The sequence below is a fragment of the Lysinibacillus sp. NPDC056959 genome, assembly GCF_042674095.1.
GTDB classification, from domain to species: Bacteria; Bacillota; Bacilli; order Bacillales_A; family Planococcaceae; genus Lysinibacillus; species Lysinibacillus zambalensis.
The window spans coordinates 124,872-141,110 of sequence record NZ_JBHURE010000001.1 but is presented as its reverse complement, the minus strand read 5'-3'; the positions used below and the strand labels follow the sequence as shown (position 1 = coordinate 141,110).

Below are 16,239 nucleotides of genomic sequence, written 5' to 3'. Positions count from 1 at the left end.
CAATGGCTTTTGAAGGATTAGCGGAACGACTCCAAGGAACGATCCAAAAGATTAAAGGTAAAGGTAAAGTATCGGAACAAGACGTTAAAGAAATGATGCGAGAAGTCCGATTTGCTTTAATCGAGGCGGATGTTAACTTAAAAGTTGTCAAAGAATTCGTTAAAAAGGTCAGTGAACGTGCTGTCGGTGTGGATGTTATGCAAAGCTTAACGCCAGGTCAGCAAGTTATTAAAATCGTACAAGACGAATTAACAGAATTAATGGGTGGCGAGCAAAGCCCAATTAAATTTAATACAAAGCCACCGACAGTTATTATGATGGTCGGTTTACAAGGTGCGGGGAAAACGACGACTACTGGTAAATTGGCAAATGTGTTACGTAAAAAATATAATCGTAAGCCATTGCTAGTTGCTGCTGACGTTTACCGTCCAGCGGCTGTTCAACAGCTACAAACATTAGGAAAGCAGTTATCCCTACCTGTTTTTGCGTTAGGTACTGATGTATCTCCAGTAGAAATCGCACGACAGGCAATAGAATTGGCCAAAGAAGAACATCATGATGTTGTCATAATTGATACAGCGGGTCGCTTGCATATCGATGAAGAATTAATGCAAGAGTTAAAAGATATTCGTGCGTTAAAAGAGCCGGATGAAGTGTTCCTAGTTGTAGATGCTATGACAGGTCAGGATGCTGTCAACGTGGCAGAAAGTTTTAATGAAGCAATCGGTATTACAGGGGTTGTTTTAACAAAGCTTGATGGTGATACACGTGGTGGTGCGGCGTTATCAATTCGTTCCGTTACGCAGAAGCCGATTAAATTTGTCGGTATGGGTGAGAAGATGGATGCGCTGGAACCTTTCCATCCAGAGCGTATGGCGTCTCGTATATTAGGTATGGGTGACGTTTTATCGCTTATTGAAAAGGCTCAGGCAAATGTTGACGAAGCAAAGGCTAAAGAACTAGAGGAAAAATTTAAAACTCAGAGCTTTACATTTGATGATTTTGTTGAGCAATTGCAGCAAGTAAAGAAAATGGGTCCGCTTGAGGATATTTTAAAAATGTTACCAGGTGCCGGCAAAATCAAAGGCTTAGACAATGTTAAAGTTGATGATAAGCAAATGGGCCGCGTAGAAGCGATTATTTATTCGATGACACCTGCTGAAAAGACGAATCCGGAAATCATTAACGGTAGCCGTAAAAAGCGCATAGCGAAGGGTTCTGGGACATCAATTCAAGAGGTAAATCGTTTAATAAAGCAATTTGATGAAATGAAAAAAATGATGAAGCAAATGACAGGCATGGCAAGTGGCAAAGGCAAGAAAAAGATGAAACTACCAGGCTTCGATTCATTGTTTAAATAATAATTTTTAGGTGTTAAGAAAAAACACTTTACAAACAACCTAAACATTGATAATATACTATCTTGTGTGAAACTTATTCGGAGGTGCTATTAAAATGGCAGTTAAAATTCGCTTAAAACGTATGGGAGCTAAAAAATCTCCTTTCTATCGTATCGTAGTTGCAGACGCTCGTTCACCACGTGACGGTCGTTCAATCGAAACAGTTGGTACTTACAACCCACTAACTCAACCAGCTACTGTAAACATCGATGAAGAGAAAGCTCTTAAATGGTTAACTGACGGTGCAAAACCATCAGATACAGTGCGTAACTTGTTCTCAGAACAAGGAATCATGGAAAAATTCCATAACCAAAAATTCAGTAAATAATCGGGGGCGACGTCTTTGAAGCAGCTGATTGAAGCAATCGTTTTACCGTTAGTCGATTATCCAGAAGAAGTTCGTATTGAGACGGATGAAAATGCAAATCGAATTGTTTATAAACTTTTTGTTCATCCAGAGGATCGAGGGAAAGTCATAGGCAAGCAAGGGCGAGTAGCGAAAGCAATTCGTACAATTGTTTATTCAGCGGCGGGTAGTCACCATCAAAAAAAGACCTACGTCGATATATTGGATTGATAGAAAAGATTTTCACGCTCTTTTACATGCAACAAGCACTGGAGAGTCCTGATAGGTATGTTTACATACACTTAGGAATTCGAAGTGGCTTTGAGGTAAAGCGGGAAATCTGGACTACAAAGGAAGGAGCTTGCCAGTTCCTTCCTTTTTTCATTATCATCATTACTTTGAGAAGTAATTGAACATAATGACATTAAGGGACTTCTTAGCTATAACATCGTCCGCCAAAAGTTAATCTGCTACTTTAGGTGAAAGTGAGAGAAGGTTACTTTTGTTCTGGCTAGCTAGTAGCTTGACGGGGATAGGCATGTTTAGCAATTGTGTACTGTGCGAAAGAGAAGTGACAGCACAATTATGTCAAGGCGAAATTCATACGAGGTGAGATTTGAATGGAATGGTTTAATGTAGGTCGTATTGTCAATACACACGGTATTCGCGGTGAGGTGCGTGTGTTATCAACAACAGACTTTGAAGATGAGCGCTTCGCAGTAGGAAATAAGATTGCGGCGTTTAAAAAAGACGATAAAAAGCCAACGTGGGTAAAAATTGAATCAATGCGTCGTCATAAAAACTTCATTTTATTAACTTTTGAAGGAATGAACAACATCAACATTGTTGAACCTTTTAAAGAAGGAATGCTTAAAATTACGAAGGATCAAATGACAGATGATTTATTAGAGGAAAATGAATATTTCTACCATGATATAATTGGCTGTACAATTGTATCTGAAGAAGGCGAAACAATCGGAGTAGTGGCCGATATTCTTCAAACGGGTGCAAATGATGTATGGGTAGTCAAGGGTAATAAAAAAGAGCATTATATCCCATATATCGAAGACATCGTCAAGGAAATTGATGTGGATGAGAAGAAAATTGTGATCCATGTAATGGACGGCTTGTTATGATGAATATCAATGTGTTAAGTCTATTTCCTGATATGTTTACAGGCGTTTTTGGTGCATCCATATTAAAGAAAGCACAGGAAAAAGGGGCTGTAAAGCTAGAAGTAACTGATATCCGTGGGTTTTCGGGTAACAAGCATAATCAAGTAGATGATTATCCGTATGGCGGTGGTGCGGGCATGGTATTAAAACCAGAGCCGATGTTTAGCGCTGTCGAGTCTATTACAGAAGGAAGAAATCCTCGTATCATTTTGATGTGTCCACAAGGTGAGCGTTTTACTCAAAAAAAGGCAGAAGAGCTAGCACAAGAACAAGAACTAGTATTTTTATGTGGTCATTATGAAGGTTATGATGAACGCATTCGCCAACATCTTGTTACAGACGAGATTTCAATTGGAGATTTCGTATTAACTGGTGGCGAACTAGGGGCTATGACGGTTATAGATAGCGTTGTACGACTTCTGCCGGGGGTTTTAGGACAAGAGGATTCCCACATACAAGATTCGTTCTCAACGGGCCTTCTAGAGCACCCACATTATACACGACCTGCTGAATTTCGCGGAATGAAAGTACCTGATATTTTACTATCGGGCAATCATGCGAAGATTGAGCAATGGCGCGAGGAAGAATCTTTGAAAAGAACGTTCGAACGTCGTCCGGATTTACTCGAGAATTATCCGTTAACAGATAAGCAAAAATTGTATTTAGAAAAACTTAAAAACAATAATAAAGATGCTTGATTGCTATCTATATTTATGATAACATCTAATCTGTACTTCTATATGGAGTACTGAATTACGGTGTTCCGCTGTGGCATAGATTGCGTGCAAGAGCATCTGTCTAAGGAGAGAAAACAATGTCAAACATTATTACAGAAATTACTAAAGCTCAGCTTCGCACTGATCTACCATCTTTCCGTCCAGGTGATACTGTTAAGGTACACGTGAAAGTAGTAGAGGGTACTCGTGAACGTGTCCAAGTATACGAAGGTGTAGTAATTAAACGTCGTGGTGGCGGTATTAGCGAAACTTTCACAGTTCGTAAAATTTCTTATGGTGTAGGTGTTGAACGTACATTCCCTGTACACACACCAAAAATCGCTAACTTAGAAGTTGTACGTCGTGGTAAAGTACGTCGTGCTAAACTTTACTACCTACGTAACCTACGTGGTAAAGCTGCTCGTATTAAAGAAATTCGATAATTATGACTTAAAAGTGAGGGGCTTGTACAACAAGCCCCTTTTCTTTTTGCTTGTCATCTTAAATAGCTATCAACTAAAATGAGGATAGACAAGGGGGCAATTCTCGATGGAAAAGCAGGTTAAGGAAAAGAATGAACTATGGGAATGGACTAAGGCACTTCTAATTGCATTTGCGATTGCAGCGATTATTCGATATTTTTTATTTACACCTATTGCAGTAGATGGAGAGTCCATGATGCCAACCCTTGAAGATGGCGATCGTATGATTGTGAATAAAATTGGTTATAAAATAGGTGAACCAAAACGCTTTGATATTGTTGTATTCCACGCTCCTGAAAAGAAGAACTATATTAAACGTGTTATTGGGCTACCAGGAGATACTTTGGAATATAAAAATGATCAATTATACATTAACGGTGAACCGATAGATGAACCTTATTTAGATGCTTACAAATCAGAAATTACAGAAGGTACTTTAACAGAGGATTTTAAGTTAAACGACATTGATGTAAACCTAAAAGATGTAATTCCAGAAGGTTATGTTTTCGTTATGGGAGATAATCGTCGATACAGTAAGGACAGTCGTCATATTGGACTTGTCGATCAGAAAGAGATTATTGGTAATACAAGTCTGATTTTCTGGCCGTTTAGTGATATTAAAATTGTAAAGTAATTCTTGAAAGGGAGGGCTAAATACTCCCTTTTTCTTTTAGTTTAGGAGGTATAGGTATGACTATACAATGGTTTCCAGGGCATATGGCAAAGGCCCGCAGAGAAGTAACAGAAAAATTAAAGCTCGTTGATATTATTTTTGAATTAATCGATGCACGTTTACCTCTATCTTCCCGAAATCCGATGATAGACGAAGTGATAAATCAAAAACCACGTCTTCTTATTTTAAATAAATCAGATATGGCAGATGAGCATGAAACACGTAAGTGGGTAGAGTATTTTGCACAACGTGGTCATAAGGCGGTAGCAATCAATTCTCTTGAAGGCAAAGGATTACAGCAGGTGACAAAGGCTGCTCAAGAAATATTGAAAGAAAAATTTGACCGTATGAAGTCACGTGGGATGAAGCCAAGAGCTATTCGCGCAATGATTGTTGGAATTCCTAACGTAGGGAAATCTACGCTTATTAATCGTCTTGCAAAGAAAAATATAGCCAAAACAGGTAATACGCCAGGGGTAACTAAGGCTCAGCAATGGATAAAGGTTGGGAAGGAGCTTGAATTACTCGATACGCCAGGTATTTTATGGCCGAAATTTGAAGATCAAGAAGTAGGCTTCAAATTAGCCCTAACAGGTGCTATAAAGGATACTATAACGAATATGGAGGATTTAGCTGTATATGGTCTACGCTTTTTATCCATTCATTATCCAGCGCGAATGGAAGAGCGCTATGGCTTCCAGTTTGTACATGAAGATTTAGTTGAGACTTTCGACCATATCGGTAAACTTCGTCGTGTGTTCGGTCCTGGTGGAGAAATCGATTATGATCAAGTAGCTCAACTAATCGTTCGAGATATTCGTGGTTTACAATTAGGCAAACTAACATTTGACTTTGTTGACGAACAACTTGAAAAAGAAACAGAGCAGCAATAAAGAAAACTGTCATACTCACGTCATAAATCGTGAGCGTGACAGTTTTTCTTTTAGGAATACTTCTTCTTGCCGATAAATGATATAGAGCATGAAAAAGAAGTTATAATTATTTTGGGATTAGTATTTTAGCTTAAAAGAAACGAAAAACGTACTAGAACGTAAAATTAACGAGTTGGGAGTGTTTAAACAGTAGTCATTTTCATGGACAAACATGAACAAATATAGACAAAAGTGTTATGGCGTTCATGAGGTGATAAAGATGATTAAACCAAATGAAATGGCGAAACGCTTAGGTGTTTCGCTTAAAACACTCCAAAGATGGGATAACGATGGAACGCTTGTAGCACATCGAACACCGACCAATCAAAGGTACTATACCGAAGAGTAGTGGACTGAATTACAAACGAAAAAAATGGAACGTACTTCTTGATGAAGTTATGCGTGGGGAGGTTGAAGCAATCTATATCACGTTCAAAGATAGGTTTGTGCGTTTTGGATATGGCTGGTTTGAACAATCCAGACTTATCTCCGCAATAGGAATTAGTCGAAGAGTTGATTTCGATTATCCATGTATTCAGTTGTCGTATTTACGGCTTAAGGAAGTATAAAAAACAGATTGAAGGTGACAAAGATGTTAATTGCATACAAGACGGAAATCAATCCGACAAACGAACAAAAGACAAAGATTAATCGCACTGTTGGTGTCGTTCGCTTTGTCGAAAATAAATACCTCGCACATAACATTGAAGTTTATGAAAATGGTGGTTCTTTCGTAGGGTATATGGACTATTCGAAATGGCTTAACAATACATTCGTGCCTATGCACCCCGAATTTTCGTGGATAAAAGATGTATATGCGAAAGCCATTAAACGTGGTTTACAGAATGTTCATACAGCGTTCACAAAATTCTTCAAAGGTGAAAGCGATTTTCCCCAATTCAAGAAGAAACGCAATCAAGATGTGTCTATGTATTTTGTGAAAAATGACGCTAAAACCATTATCCAGGTGGAACGTCATCGTATGAAAGTACCAACACTTGGTTGGGTGAAATTAAAAGAAAAGGGATATATCCCAACGCATTCGCCTAGTGCAATCGTGAAAAGCGGTACGATTAGTCAAAAGGCTGACCGATACTTCGTTTCCGTATTGGTGGAAGTACCTGATACCAAATCAGAACTCAATCTCGATAACGAGGGGCTTGGTGCTGACTTGGGTATTAAAGAGACGGCAATCCGTAGTGATAGGGTAACTCATAAAAACATCAGTAAAAGTGCGAAAGTGCGAAAACTTGAGCGGAAACTCAAGAAAGAACAACGCAAGCTATCGAGAAAATACGAAGCGGAAAAATTGCGTATCAAAAATAAAGAAATTAAAAAAGGAGAAGCTACTAGACGAAATATCCAAAAACAAGTCTTAAAGGTACAACGTATTCATTACAGCCTTACGAATTTGCGTAATGATTTTCAAAACAAGATTGTGGCAGACATAGCGAAAACCAAGCCGTCATACGTTACAATCGAAGATTTGAATATCAAGGGCATAATGAAGAATAAACATCTTTCAAAAGCAGTCGCTCAACAGAAATTATACGGATTGCGTACAAAACTTGAATGGAAAGCGAAACAAGGCTACTTCGAATTACGCATGGTTGACCGTTGGTATCCAAGTTCGAAACTTTGCCATAATTGTGGTGAAAAGAAAGTAGACTTGAAACTATCTGACAGGACATACCAGTGCGAACATTGTGGTTATACCGCAGACCGAGATTTCAATGCGAGTTTAAATTTGAGAGATGCGAAAGAATACACAGTGTTAGCACCGCTATAAAGCAAAACGCAACTGTATATATGTACCGATGGCTAGTCGGGAATTAACGACTGTGGAGAGCTATACAAACCGTAGTAGCGAGCAACTGGCAAGGCGGAGTTCGAGGAAGCAGTAATGTGGAATAAACAATTGGTCTAAACTGATTGGCATAATCTCCGCAAATTTCTTGATATGGGTATATTTGTCCGTATTTTAAGTAGCAGTAAATAGATGAAAACGATTAAAGAAATTACGACAGCGTTGAAGGAAACTGAAGAATGGCAGGACTGGATGACAAGCGTAGCAACTGATGAACGGGCAGGGGTGCAAAAGGCTTGGCAAAGCTGGAATAAGCGCCAAGAGAAAAAACAACAGTTACTCCAGGATCATCAAGCGAAAGTCGATTTTGACCACAGCTATGGAGGAATAGGGGCACTCATTGCAGGGGTAGACGAAGCGGGACGTGGACCGTTAGCAGGACCAGTAGTAACCGCTGCTGTTATTTTACCTGCAAACTGTGAGGCGCTAATCGGCTTAAATGATTCAAAGCAATTATCAAAAGATAAACGCAATGCCTATGCTACTTTAATAAAAGAGTATGCATTAAGTTATTTTATCCATTTTCAACCAGCGCAACAAATTGATGCGTTAAATATTTACGAAGCGACGAAGCAATCGATGAAGACAAGTGTAGAATCGTTATCTATGAAACCTAATTATGTGCTAGTAGATGCTATGACGCTGCCAATCTCTATTCCGCAGGATTCAATCATTAAAGGAGATGCGAAAAGCCTAGCGATTGCAGCAGCGTCGATATTAGCGAAAACGGCGCGAGATGATTATATGGATCAATTGGACGAAGAATTTCCTATGTATGGTTTTGCTCAGCATGCAGGGTATGGCACAAAACAACATTTAAAAGCACTTGAAGAATTCGGTCCAACTAATCATCATCGCAAGTCCTTTGAACCGATAAAGTCAATGCTCTAAGTGATAAGCCAAATAAAATAGAAAATTGATGAAAGGAGTATGTATATGACAGCCACATCTTTTAATCCGATTCAAATGCAACAAGCTGCAATAACCTCAGCTAATCAGCCACTTACTTTAAAACAAGGACAAATATTTCAAGGAACAATCAAACAATTATATCCAGATCAAATGGCAGAAATACAGGTTGGTCAACAAAAGTTTATTGCTAAACTCGAAGTGCCGCTAAAAGCAGGTGATGCACATTTCTTTCAAGTAACTGGTACAAGCCCACAAACCGAACTAAAAGTTGTTACGGGTCCTATGGCGCAAACGGCTTCCCAAAGTCAACAGATTAATCAGTTACTTGAATCAATGAATTTACCTAAAACAGCAGAATCACAGCAGCTTCTAGCTCATTTTATGAAGGCGCAGCTTCCGATTTCAAAAGAGCAGCTGATGCAGGCAGAAATGTGGTTAAAGGCATTACCTGAAGGCGTAACAAAAATGGATGCCCTGCAAGCCATTCAAAAAATGGTAGAGTTTAAAATGCCAATGACAAATGATGTGTTTCAAGCTCTTCTAAGTGGACAAAAAACTGCAGGCATGGTTTCCATAATGGAAAACTTTACACAGCTTTTAACGAAGGATATAGCTTTACCAGAAAATCTTAAGCAAAATCTAATGCAACAAATACAAGCAATTGCAAAGCCTTTTGAAGTAGAAACAGGTAGTTTAGTCCTTGCTAAGTCCATACAAATATTAACTAATAGTGCGTCTTCTATGAGTGAAAAGATTCAAGCTATGAATAGTTTAAAAGAGGCGGGGATACTACCTCAGCAGGCAACCTTGCAAAATTGGTCCAGCCTTAGCGATGTAAAGACTATACAGTCAAATCAGCTGCAACAGGCTGGAGAAGTTATTCAAACAATTTTAACGACAAAATCTGACAACATTCATCATCTTGTTGATCAGCTTAGATCATGGACAGCGAATCAAAGCTTGTTAACTAATGAACAAAAGCAATCATTAAATGAACTTATCGATCGATTTAAACAGCTTCCAGCAACTAAACAAACGCTAGAGATTTTTGCAAAACAAATGCAAGAACACCTTATAAAGGCATTTGCAGAAAATTCTTCGGCGCGTTTATTTACACAAGACGCTAATGCTCTTTCTGTGAAAGACCATTTATTATCGCTTTTAAAGCATGAAGCAACTACTCCGCTACAAAACGAAGCATTTATGCGAAATCTCATGAGAAATAGTGTTGAATCCCCACAAGCAATGATTCAGCAGATTGTTACACAAGCGGATGCTCATGTACAAAATTCTATGGACAGTAAAGCAATGGAACATGCGCTTAAAACGGTATTAAAAAATTTAGGAGTTAGCTATGAAGCGACTCTTAGTAACAAGTCAGCCGATTTACAGCAGATTGCACATCAATTAAAACCGCAATTACATACATTATTGCAGGAAGCGCACGTTACTCCGCAGCTGAAGGAAGCTGCAGAAATGTTAATGGCACGTATGAATGGCATGCAGCTAGCATCAGGAGAAAATGGCCATCAGCATCAGCTTATTATGCAAGTACCATTAGAATTTTTCGGCAAGAAAATGGATGCAACATTACAGTGGAATGGACGCATGAAAGAAGATGGTAAAATTGACGCCAATTACGCACGCATATTATTTTATTTACAAATGGAATCTATGAAAGAAACGGTTATTGATATGCAAGTCCAAAACCGTGTCGTTTCTGTGACAGTATTTAATGAAAATAATGATATTATTCCGCTTGCAGAGCCACTAAAAGCAGCATTAAAAATAGGGTTAGCAGAAAAAGAGTATCAACTTTCAGGCGTTTTTATTAAACAATTTGAGAAAGCTCAACCTGAAAAAAACCCTGTAGTAGAACAGCAGGAGGAACATAGTGGGGTGGATTTCCGCATATGAGTGAAGAAAAATTTACTCGAAAAGAGGCTATCGCCCTCACTTATAAGTTAGGTCGTTTTGATAGTCCGACGGTAGTAGCAAAAGGAAAAGGGAAAGTAGCAGAAAATATATTAGCGCGCGCGAATGAGCACGATGTCCCGATATATGAGGATCCTAACCTTGTTCAATTACTCGGACAATTAGATTTAAATGAGTCAATTCCTGAAGAATTATACGAAGCCGTCGCTGAGGTTTTTGCATTTATTTATCGTCTAGATCAACAACATGCGCAAAAATATAGAAAAAATAGAGAATTCTGATTTTCGGAAATATCTGTTTTAGTACACGAAGTAGAAAAAACAGTCATATTTTTATGTAAAAAATGAATAAAAGACAAGGTATAGACTTTATCAGAATCTTTCGTTAGAATAGATTATGTTAGTAAAACAATTTTGCAAATGTTTGATGGGAGGATGTATTATGAATATCCATGAATATCAAGGGAAAGAGATTCTTAGAAAATATGGTGTAGCTGTACCAAACGGAAAAGTTGCTTTTTCCCCTGATGAAGCTGTGAAAGTAGCGAAGGAACTTGGCTCTAATGTAACTGTAGTCAAGGCGCAAATTCATGCAGGTGGACGCGGGAAAGCAGGGGGCGTAAAAATCGCTAAAAACCTTGACGAGGTGCGTACATATGCAAAAGAATTAATAGGTAAAATTTTAGTGACTCATCAAACAGGTCCTGAAGGAAAAGAAGTAAAACGCTTATATATTGAAGAGGGTTCTGATATTCAAAAAGAATACTATTTAAGCTTAGTATTAGACCGCGCAACATCCCGTGTAACAATGATGGGATCTGAAGAGGGCGGCATGGATATTGAGGAAGTAGCGGAATCACATCCAGAAAAAATCTTCAAAGAAGTTGTGGATCCTGTTGTGGGGTTAACAGGTTTCCAGGCACGTCGCATGGCGTTCAATATGAATATTCCAGCTAACCTAATAGGGAAAGCTGTTAAATTAATGTTAGGCTTGTATCAAGCGTTTATCGACAAGGATGCTTCTATTGTAGAAATTAATCCACTTGTTATCACTGGACAAGGAGAAGTTCTAGCATTAGATGCAAAATTCAATTTCGATGCAAATGCGTTGTATCGTCATAAAGATATTGTCGAATTACGTGATTTTGATGAAGAAGATCCAAAGGAAATCGAAGCATCAAAATATGACCTTAGCTATATTTCATTAGATGGCAACATTGGCTGTATGGTTAATGGAGCTGGTCTTGCAATGGCTACAATGGACACAATTAGTTATTATGGCGGAAGCCCTGCTAACTTCTTAGATGTAGGTGGCGGTGCAACTGCTGAAAAAGTAACAGAAGCTTTCAAAATTATCCTTTCTGATCCCCATGTAAAAGGCATCTTTGTAAACATTTTTGGCGGAATTATGAAGTGTGACATTATCGCTGAGGGTGTTGTAGCAGCTGCCAAAGAACTTGGCTTAACTGTGCCTTTAGTTGTACGTTTAGAAGGTACAAATGTAGAGCTTGGAAAAGAGATTTTAAATGCATCTGGTTTAAACATCGTTGCAGCGGATTCAATGGCTGACGGTGCACAAAAAATTGTGGGACTAGTAGGCTAAGGAAGGCAGGGAGAACAATGGCTGTATTTATTGATAAAGATACGAAGGTAATTGTACAAGGTATTACGGGGGAAACAGCACTTTTCCATACGAAGCAAATGCTTGAGTATGGTACTAAAATTGTAGCTGGTGTAACGCCGGGTAAAGGCGGTCTTGAAATCGAAGGAGTGCCTGTATTTAACACTGTAGCGGAAGCTGTGGCTGCAACAGGTGCAACAACTTCAGTTATTTATGTACCTGCTCCATTCGCGGCAGATGCTATTTTAGAGGCTGTTGATGCTGAATTAGAATTAACAATCTGTATAACTGAGCATATTCCTGTAATTGATATGGTTAAGGTAAAACGTTATATGGAAGGTAAAAAGACGCGTCTAGTCGGTCCTAACTGTCCTGGTGTTATTACGGCAGATGAATGTAAGATTGGTATTATGCCTGGTTACATCCATACGAAAGGGCATGTAGGAGTTGTTTCACGCTCTGGTACATTAACATACGAAGCGGTACACCAGTTAACACAAGCTGGTATCGGTCAAACTACAGCTGTAGGGATCGGTGGAGACCCTGTCAATGGTACAAACTTTATCGATGTTTTGGAAGCGTTTAACAACGATCCAGAAACATATGCAGTTGTGATGATTGGGGAAATTGGAGGGACAGCTGAAGAAGAAGCTGCTGAATGGATTAAAGCGAATATGACGAAACCTGTCGTTGGCTTTATCGGTGGACAAACAGCTCCTCCAGGTAAACGTATGGGTCACGCTGGTGCTATTATCTCAGGTGGTAAAGGAACAGCAGCAGAGAAAATTAAGGCTATGAATGCTGCTGGTATTGAAGTAGCAGAAACGCCATCTGTCATTGGTGACACGCTTATTAAAGTAATCAAAGAAAAAGGGCTATACGAAAAGTGTAAAACCCATTAAAATGGAAGATGTAGCACATTGTGGCTACATCTTTTTCTTTAACTTCTTTCAGCGGGTGTTTGGACACCTGCTGAAAGAAGTTAAAGCTTCCGGCGGATGTCATGGACTCTGCATTAATATGTTTCTAACTTCCTACTTACTTTTTAGAAAAAGCGGTGTCATTAAAAATGCGGTCATTTAATTTCTTCTATTATAAAAGGAGGCTCTTAAATGATTTTTTCAGTTGATACACAGAGATTGCTAGCTTTACATTATATATACCCATTACCACTTCAAAAACTTCAGCGATTATTGTCCCCGGTGGATTTACTAAGTTATTTTGAGGAAGCGCCCCCCTACGAGATTGCAAAAGCTCTGCAAATATCATCGAGTAGAGCTTTGGAGATATCCAAGAGTTTTCGACAAATTATGACATTGTCGTTTGCAGAAGCTTATGAAAGGGCAAATATTTCCCCGATACCTTTTCAGCATCCTTTTTACCCGGCGCAATTATTTGAAATATCCAGCCCACCTACTGTATTGTATGTGAAAGGTCGGTATTCTCTATTGACGAAAGAAAAACAAGTAGCCATTATAGGTTCTAGAAAGGCTACATCATATACAAAAACTGCGATGGACCTAATCGTGCCACCTCTTGTTGAACACGGATATACAGTTGTAAGCGGGCTTGCAAGAGGGGCAGATACGATCGCTCACGAGACAACTATAAAAGTTGGCGGTTCCACAATTGCAGTGCTTGGTCACGGGTTTAATTATATATACCCTAAGGAAAACCAGATTCTCGCTGAGCATATGGCGGAGCATCAGTTACTTGTTACAGAGTATCCTCCATATATGAAGCCTGAGAAATGGCATTTTCCAATGCGCAACCGAATCATTAGTGGATTGTCCAAAGCTATAGTTGTAACCGAAGCGGCATTAAGAAGTGGCACGCTTATTACAACGGACAATGCATTAGAGCAAGGAAAAGATGTATTTGTTGTACCGGGTCCAATTAATGCGGAGCAATCAAAGGGCACAAATAAACTACTATTAGAAGGAGCTATTCCAGCGTGTAATGGTCACGAAATCGTTGAAACACTTACGCTCTTTTCAAACAAAAATTGAAAAAAAGTTGCATTATCTTAAAATCTGTTATACATTTTGCAACAGGTAACTTAAAAAATTAGCAATAGACCTCGCTAAGGGGGAGACATAGATGGCGGATTATTTAGTGATTGTAGAATCACCAGCAAAAGCAAAAACAATTGAACGATATTTAGGGAAAAAATATAAAGTGAAAGCGTCGATCGGGCATGTTCGTGATTTACCACGTAGCCAAATGGGTGTTAGTCCAGAAAATAATTATGAACCTAAATATATTACTATTCGTGGTAAAGGGCCTGTTTTACAGGACTTAAAGTCTGCGGCTAAAAAAGTGAAGAAAGTCTTTCTAGCGGCCGATCCAGACCGCGAGGGAGAAGCGATTGCTTGGCACCTTGCGACTGCATTAAATATCGATATTCATTCAGATTGTCGTGTCGTTTTTAATGAAATTACAAAAGATGCGATTGTAGAATCCTTTAAAAACCCACGTCCTATTAATATGGATTTAGTAGATGCACAGCAAACACGTCGTATATTGGACAGACTTGTTGGTTATAACATTAGTCCGATTCTTTGGAAAAAGGTTAAAAAGGGATTATCGGCAGGGCGAGTACAATCTGTAGCACTACGCATGATTATTGATCGTGAAAATGAAATTAAAAACTTCCAACCGGAAGAATATTGGACAATTGAAGGTTCTTTTGAAAAAGGGAAGAAAACGTTCGATGCGCTTTATTACGGTAATGGCAAAGAAAAAATTAAATTAACAAATGAAGAACAAGTAAAATCTATTTTAAAAAATGTTAAAGGTACAAGTTTTGAAGTTGTTAATGTATCGAAAAAAGAACGTAAACGAAATGCAGCACCTGCTTTTACAACATCTTCTTTACAGCAAGAGGCAGCGCGTAAGTTAAATTTCCGTGCTAAGAAAACGATGATGCTTGCGCAACAATTATATGAAGGTATTGATGTTGGTAAAAAAGAGGGGACAGTCGGTTTAATTACTTATATGCGTACCGATTCTACACGTATTTCAGATACAGCAAAAACAGAGGCAGTAGCCTACATTGAATCCAAATACGGCAAAGAATTCATCTCAACAGAGTCGAAGCAGGCTAAAAAAGCATCAAATGCACAAGATGCCCATGAGGCTATTCGTCCAACTAGTACGATGCGAACTCCGGATGAATTAAAGGCAGTGCTTAGTCGCGATCAATTGCGCTTATATCGTTTGATTTGGGAGCGTTTTATCGCAAGTCAGATGGCGCCGGCCGTACTTGATACAGTAGCTGTTGATTTGCAAAATGGTGATGTTTTATTCCGTGCAAACGGCTCGCAAGTTAAATTTGCCGGCTTTATGAAACTCTATATTGAGGGTACAGATGATCAAACAGAAGAGACAAACAAGCTTCTACCTGAAATGGAAGTTGGCGATCAAGTAAAATCTCTTGAAATCGAGCCGAAGCAACATTTCACACAGCCACCACCACGTTATTCAGAGGCGCGTCTTGTAAAAACAATGGAAGAGTTAGGTATAGGGCGCCCGTCCACATATGCACCGACCCTCGATACAATTCAGCGCCGTGGCTATGTCGTATTAGATGCAAAACGATTTATGCCGACAGAGCTAGGAGAAATCGTGCACCAACTCGTACTAGAGTTTTTCCCTGATATCATAAATATCGAATTCACAGCACAAATGGAACAAGATTTAGATGATATTGAAGAAGGCGGTCGTCAGTGGAAAGAAGTTGTGCATGAGTTTTATAAGGATTTTGAGGTCCATGTAAAATATGCAGATGAGGCTATGGAAAAGGTTGTTATAAAAGATGAACCGGCTGGCGAGGATTGTGAGCTTTGTGGATCTCCAATGGTCTACAAGCTTGGACGATACGGAAAATTTATGGCTTGTTCAAACTTCCCGGATTGCCGCAATACAAAAGCTATTATGAAACCTATTGGCGTAAAGTGTCCTTCTTGTGAGACAGGCGAAATTGTAGAACGTAAGAGTAAAACAAAGCGTTTATTCTATGGTTGCAATCAGTACCCTGAGTGTGAATTTGTTTCATGGGACAAGCCAATTAATAGACCTTGTCCGAAATGTAGTGCATTATTAGTAGAGAAAAAAATTAAAAAAGGTGTTCAAATTCAGTGTACGAAATGTGACTATGAAGAGACACCTACTCAATGATA

General features: G+C 38.9%; 16 protein-coding genes and 1 pseudogene. All 17 read left to right on the top strand.

Features of this window, described 5'->3' with window-relative positions; translation table 11 throughout:
• Positions 1 to 2: 2 nt before the first annotated feature.
• The 17 genes and pseudogenes from ffh (at position 3) to topA (ending at position 16,237) form a co-directional block, all read left to right on the top strand.
• Complete coding sequence (ffh, locus tag ACFTQ7_RS00670) at positions 3 to 1,361, top strand: signal recognition particle protein (RefSeq protein ID WP_197141866.1); 1,359 nt, start codon at positions 3 to 5, stop codon at positions 1,359 to 1,361.
• A gap of 94 nt (positions 1,362 to 1,455) precedes the next feature.
• Positions 1,456 to 1,728 carry a 30S ribosomal protein S16 gene (rpsP, locus tag ACFTQ7_RS00665; protein ID WP_053483320.1) on the top strand — a complete coding sequence of 91 codons (273 nt, stop codon included), beginning with the start codon at positions 1,456 to 1,458 and terminating at the stop codon, positions 1,726 to 1,728.
• A gap of 15 nt (positions 1,729 to 1,743) precedes the next feature.
• Entirely contained in the window at positions 1,744 to 1,977 is a 234-nt protein-coding gene (locus tag ACFTQ7_RS00660; RefSeq protein WP_004269410.1) for a KH domain-containing protein, read from the top strand.
• A gap of 389 nt (positions 1,978 to 2,366) precedes the next feature.
• On the top strand, positions 2,367 to 2,882 hold the full coding sequence (gene rimM / locus ACFTQ7_RS00655) for a ribosome maturation factor RimM (protein ID WP_386826817.1): 516 nt from the start codon (positions 2,367 to 2,369) through the stop codon (positions 2,880 to 2,882).
• Positions 2,882 to 3,619: a tRNA (guanosine(37)-N1)-methyltransferase TrmD gene (gene trmD, locus ACFTQ7_RS00650; RefSeq protein ID WP_349660910.1), complete on the top strand. Its 738-nt coding sequence runs from the start codon at positions 2,882 to 2,884 to the stop codon at positions 3,617 to 3,619. The genes rimM and trmD overlap by 1 nt, the downstream gene beginning before the upstream one ends.
• A 116-nt stretch (positions 3,620 to 3,735) precedes the next feature.
• A complete protein-coding gene (rplS, locus tag ACFTQ7_RS00645; protein WP_079560440.1) occupies positions 3,736 to 4,080 on the top strand; it encodes a 50S ribosomal protein L19 in 345 nt (114 codons plus the stop codon).
• A 106-nt stretch (positions 4,081 to 4,186) separates the two neighbouring features.
• Entirely contained in the window at positions 4,187 to 4,753 is a 567-nt protein-coding gene (lepB, locus tag ACFTQ7_RS00640) for a signal peptidase I (RefSeq protein WP_386826816.1), read from the top strand.
• Between the two features lie 56 nt (positions 4,754 to 4,809).
• On the top strand, positions 4,810 to 5,685 hold the full coding sequence (gene ylqF, locus ACFTQ7_RS00635; protein WP_349660842.1) for a ribosome biogenesis GTPase YlqF: 876 nt from the start codon (positions 4,810 to 4,812) through the stop codon (positions 5,683 to 5,685).
• Between the two features lie 253 nt (positions 5,686 to 5,938).
• Positions 5,939 to 6,375 (top strand): annotated as a pseudogene (locus tag ACFTQ7_RS00630) (IS607 family transposase).
• Positions 6,317 to 7,513, top strand: coding sequence for an RNA-guided endonuclease InsQ/TnpB family protein (locus tag ACFTQ7_RS00625; RefSeq protein ID WP_386826815.1), 1,197 nt, complete (start codon positions 6,317 to 6,319; stop codon positions 7,511 to 7,513). Before ACFTQ7_RS00630 ends, ACFTQ7_RS00625 begins: the two are co-directional and overlap by 59 nt.
• Before the next feature lie 210 nt (positions 7,514 to 7,723).
• Positions 7,724 to 8,482, top strand: coding sequence for a ribonuclease HII (locus ACFTQ7_RS00620; protein ID WP_349660843.1), 759 nt, complete (start codon positions 7,724 to 7,726; stop codon positions 8,480 to 8,482).
• A 45-nt stretch (positions 8,483 to 8,527) separates the two neighbouring features.
• The gene (locus ACFTQ7_RS00615) at positions 8,528 to 10,420 is read left to right on the top strand and encodes a hypothetical protein (RefSeq protein ID WP_386826814.1); all 1,893 of its coding nucleotides are present in this window, start codon (positions 8,528 to 8,530) and stop codon (positions 10,418 to 10,420) included.
• On the top strand, positions 10,417 to 10,719 hold the full coding sequence (locus ACFTQ7_RS00610) for an EscU/YscU/HrcU family type III secretion system export apparatus switch protein (protein WP_197141877.1): 303 nt from the start codon (positions 10,417 to 10,419) through the stop codon (positions 10,717 to 10,719). Before ACFTQ7_RS00615 ends, ACFTQ7_RS00610 begins: the two co-directional genes overlap by 4 nt.
• 160 nt (positions 10,720 to 10,879) lie before the next feature.
• Positions 10,880 to 12,040 carry an ADP-forming succinate--CoA ligase subunit beta gene (gene sucC / locus ACFTQ7_RS00605; protein ID WP_349660845.1) on the top strand — a complete coding sequence of 387 codons (1,161 nt, stop codon included), beginning with the start codon at positions 10,880 to 10,882 and terminating at the stop codon, positions 12,038 to 12,040.
• 17 nt (positions 12,041 to 12,057) lie between these two features.
• Positions 12,058 to 12,960, top strand: coding sequence for a succinate--CoA ligase subunit alpha (gene sucD, locus ACFTQ7_RS00600; RefSeq protein WP_386826813.1), 903 nt, complete (start codon positions 12,058 to 12,060; stop codon positions 12,958 to 12,960).
• Positions 12,961 to 13,170: 210 nt separating this feature from the next.
• A complete protein-coding gene (gene dprA, locus ACFTQ7_RS00595) occupies positions 13,171 to 14,067 on the top strand; it encodes a DNA-processing protein DprA (protein WP_386826812.1) in 897 nt (298 codons plus the stop codon).
• Positions 14,068 to 14,158: 91 nt separating this feature from the next.
• Positions 14,159 to 16,237 (top strand): type I DNA topoisomerase, encoded by a 2,079-nt coding sequence (gene topA, locus ACFTQ7_RS00590; RefSeq protein ID WP_386826811.1) that lies wholly within the window; start codon positions 14,159 to 14,161, stop codon positions 16,235 to 16,237.
• Positions 16,238 to 16,239 lie beyond the last annotated feature (2 nt).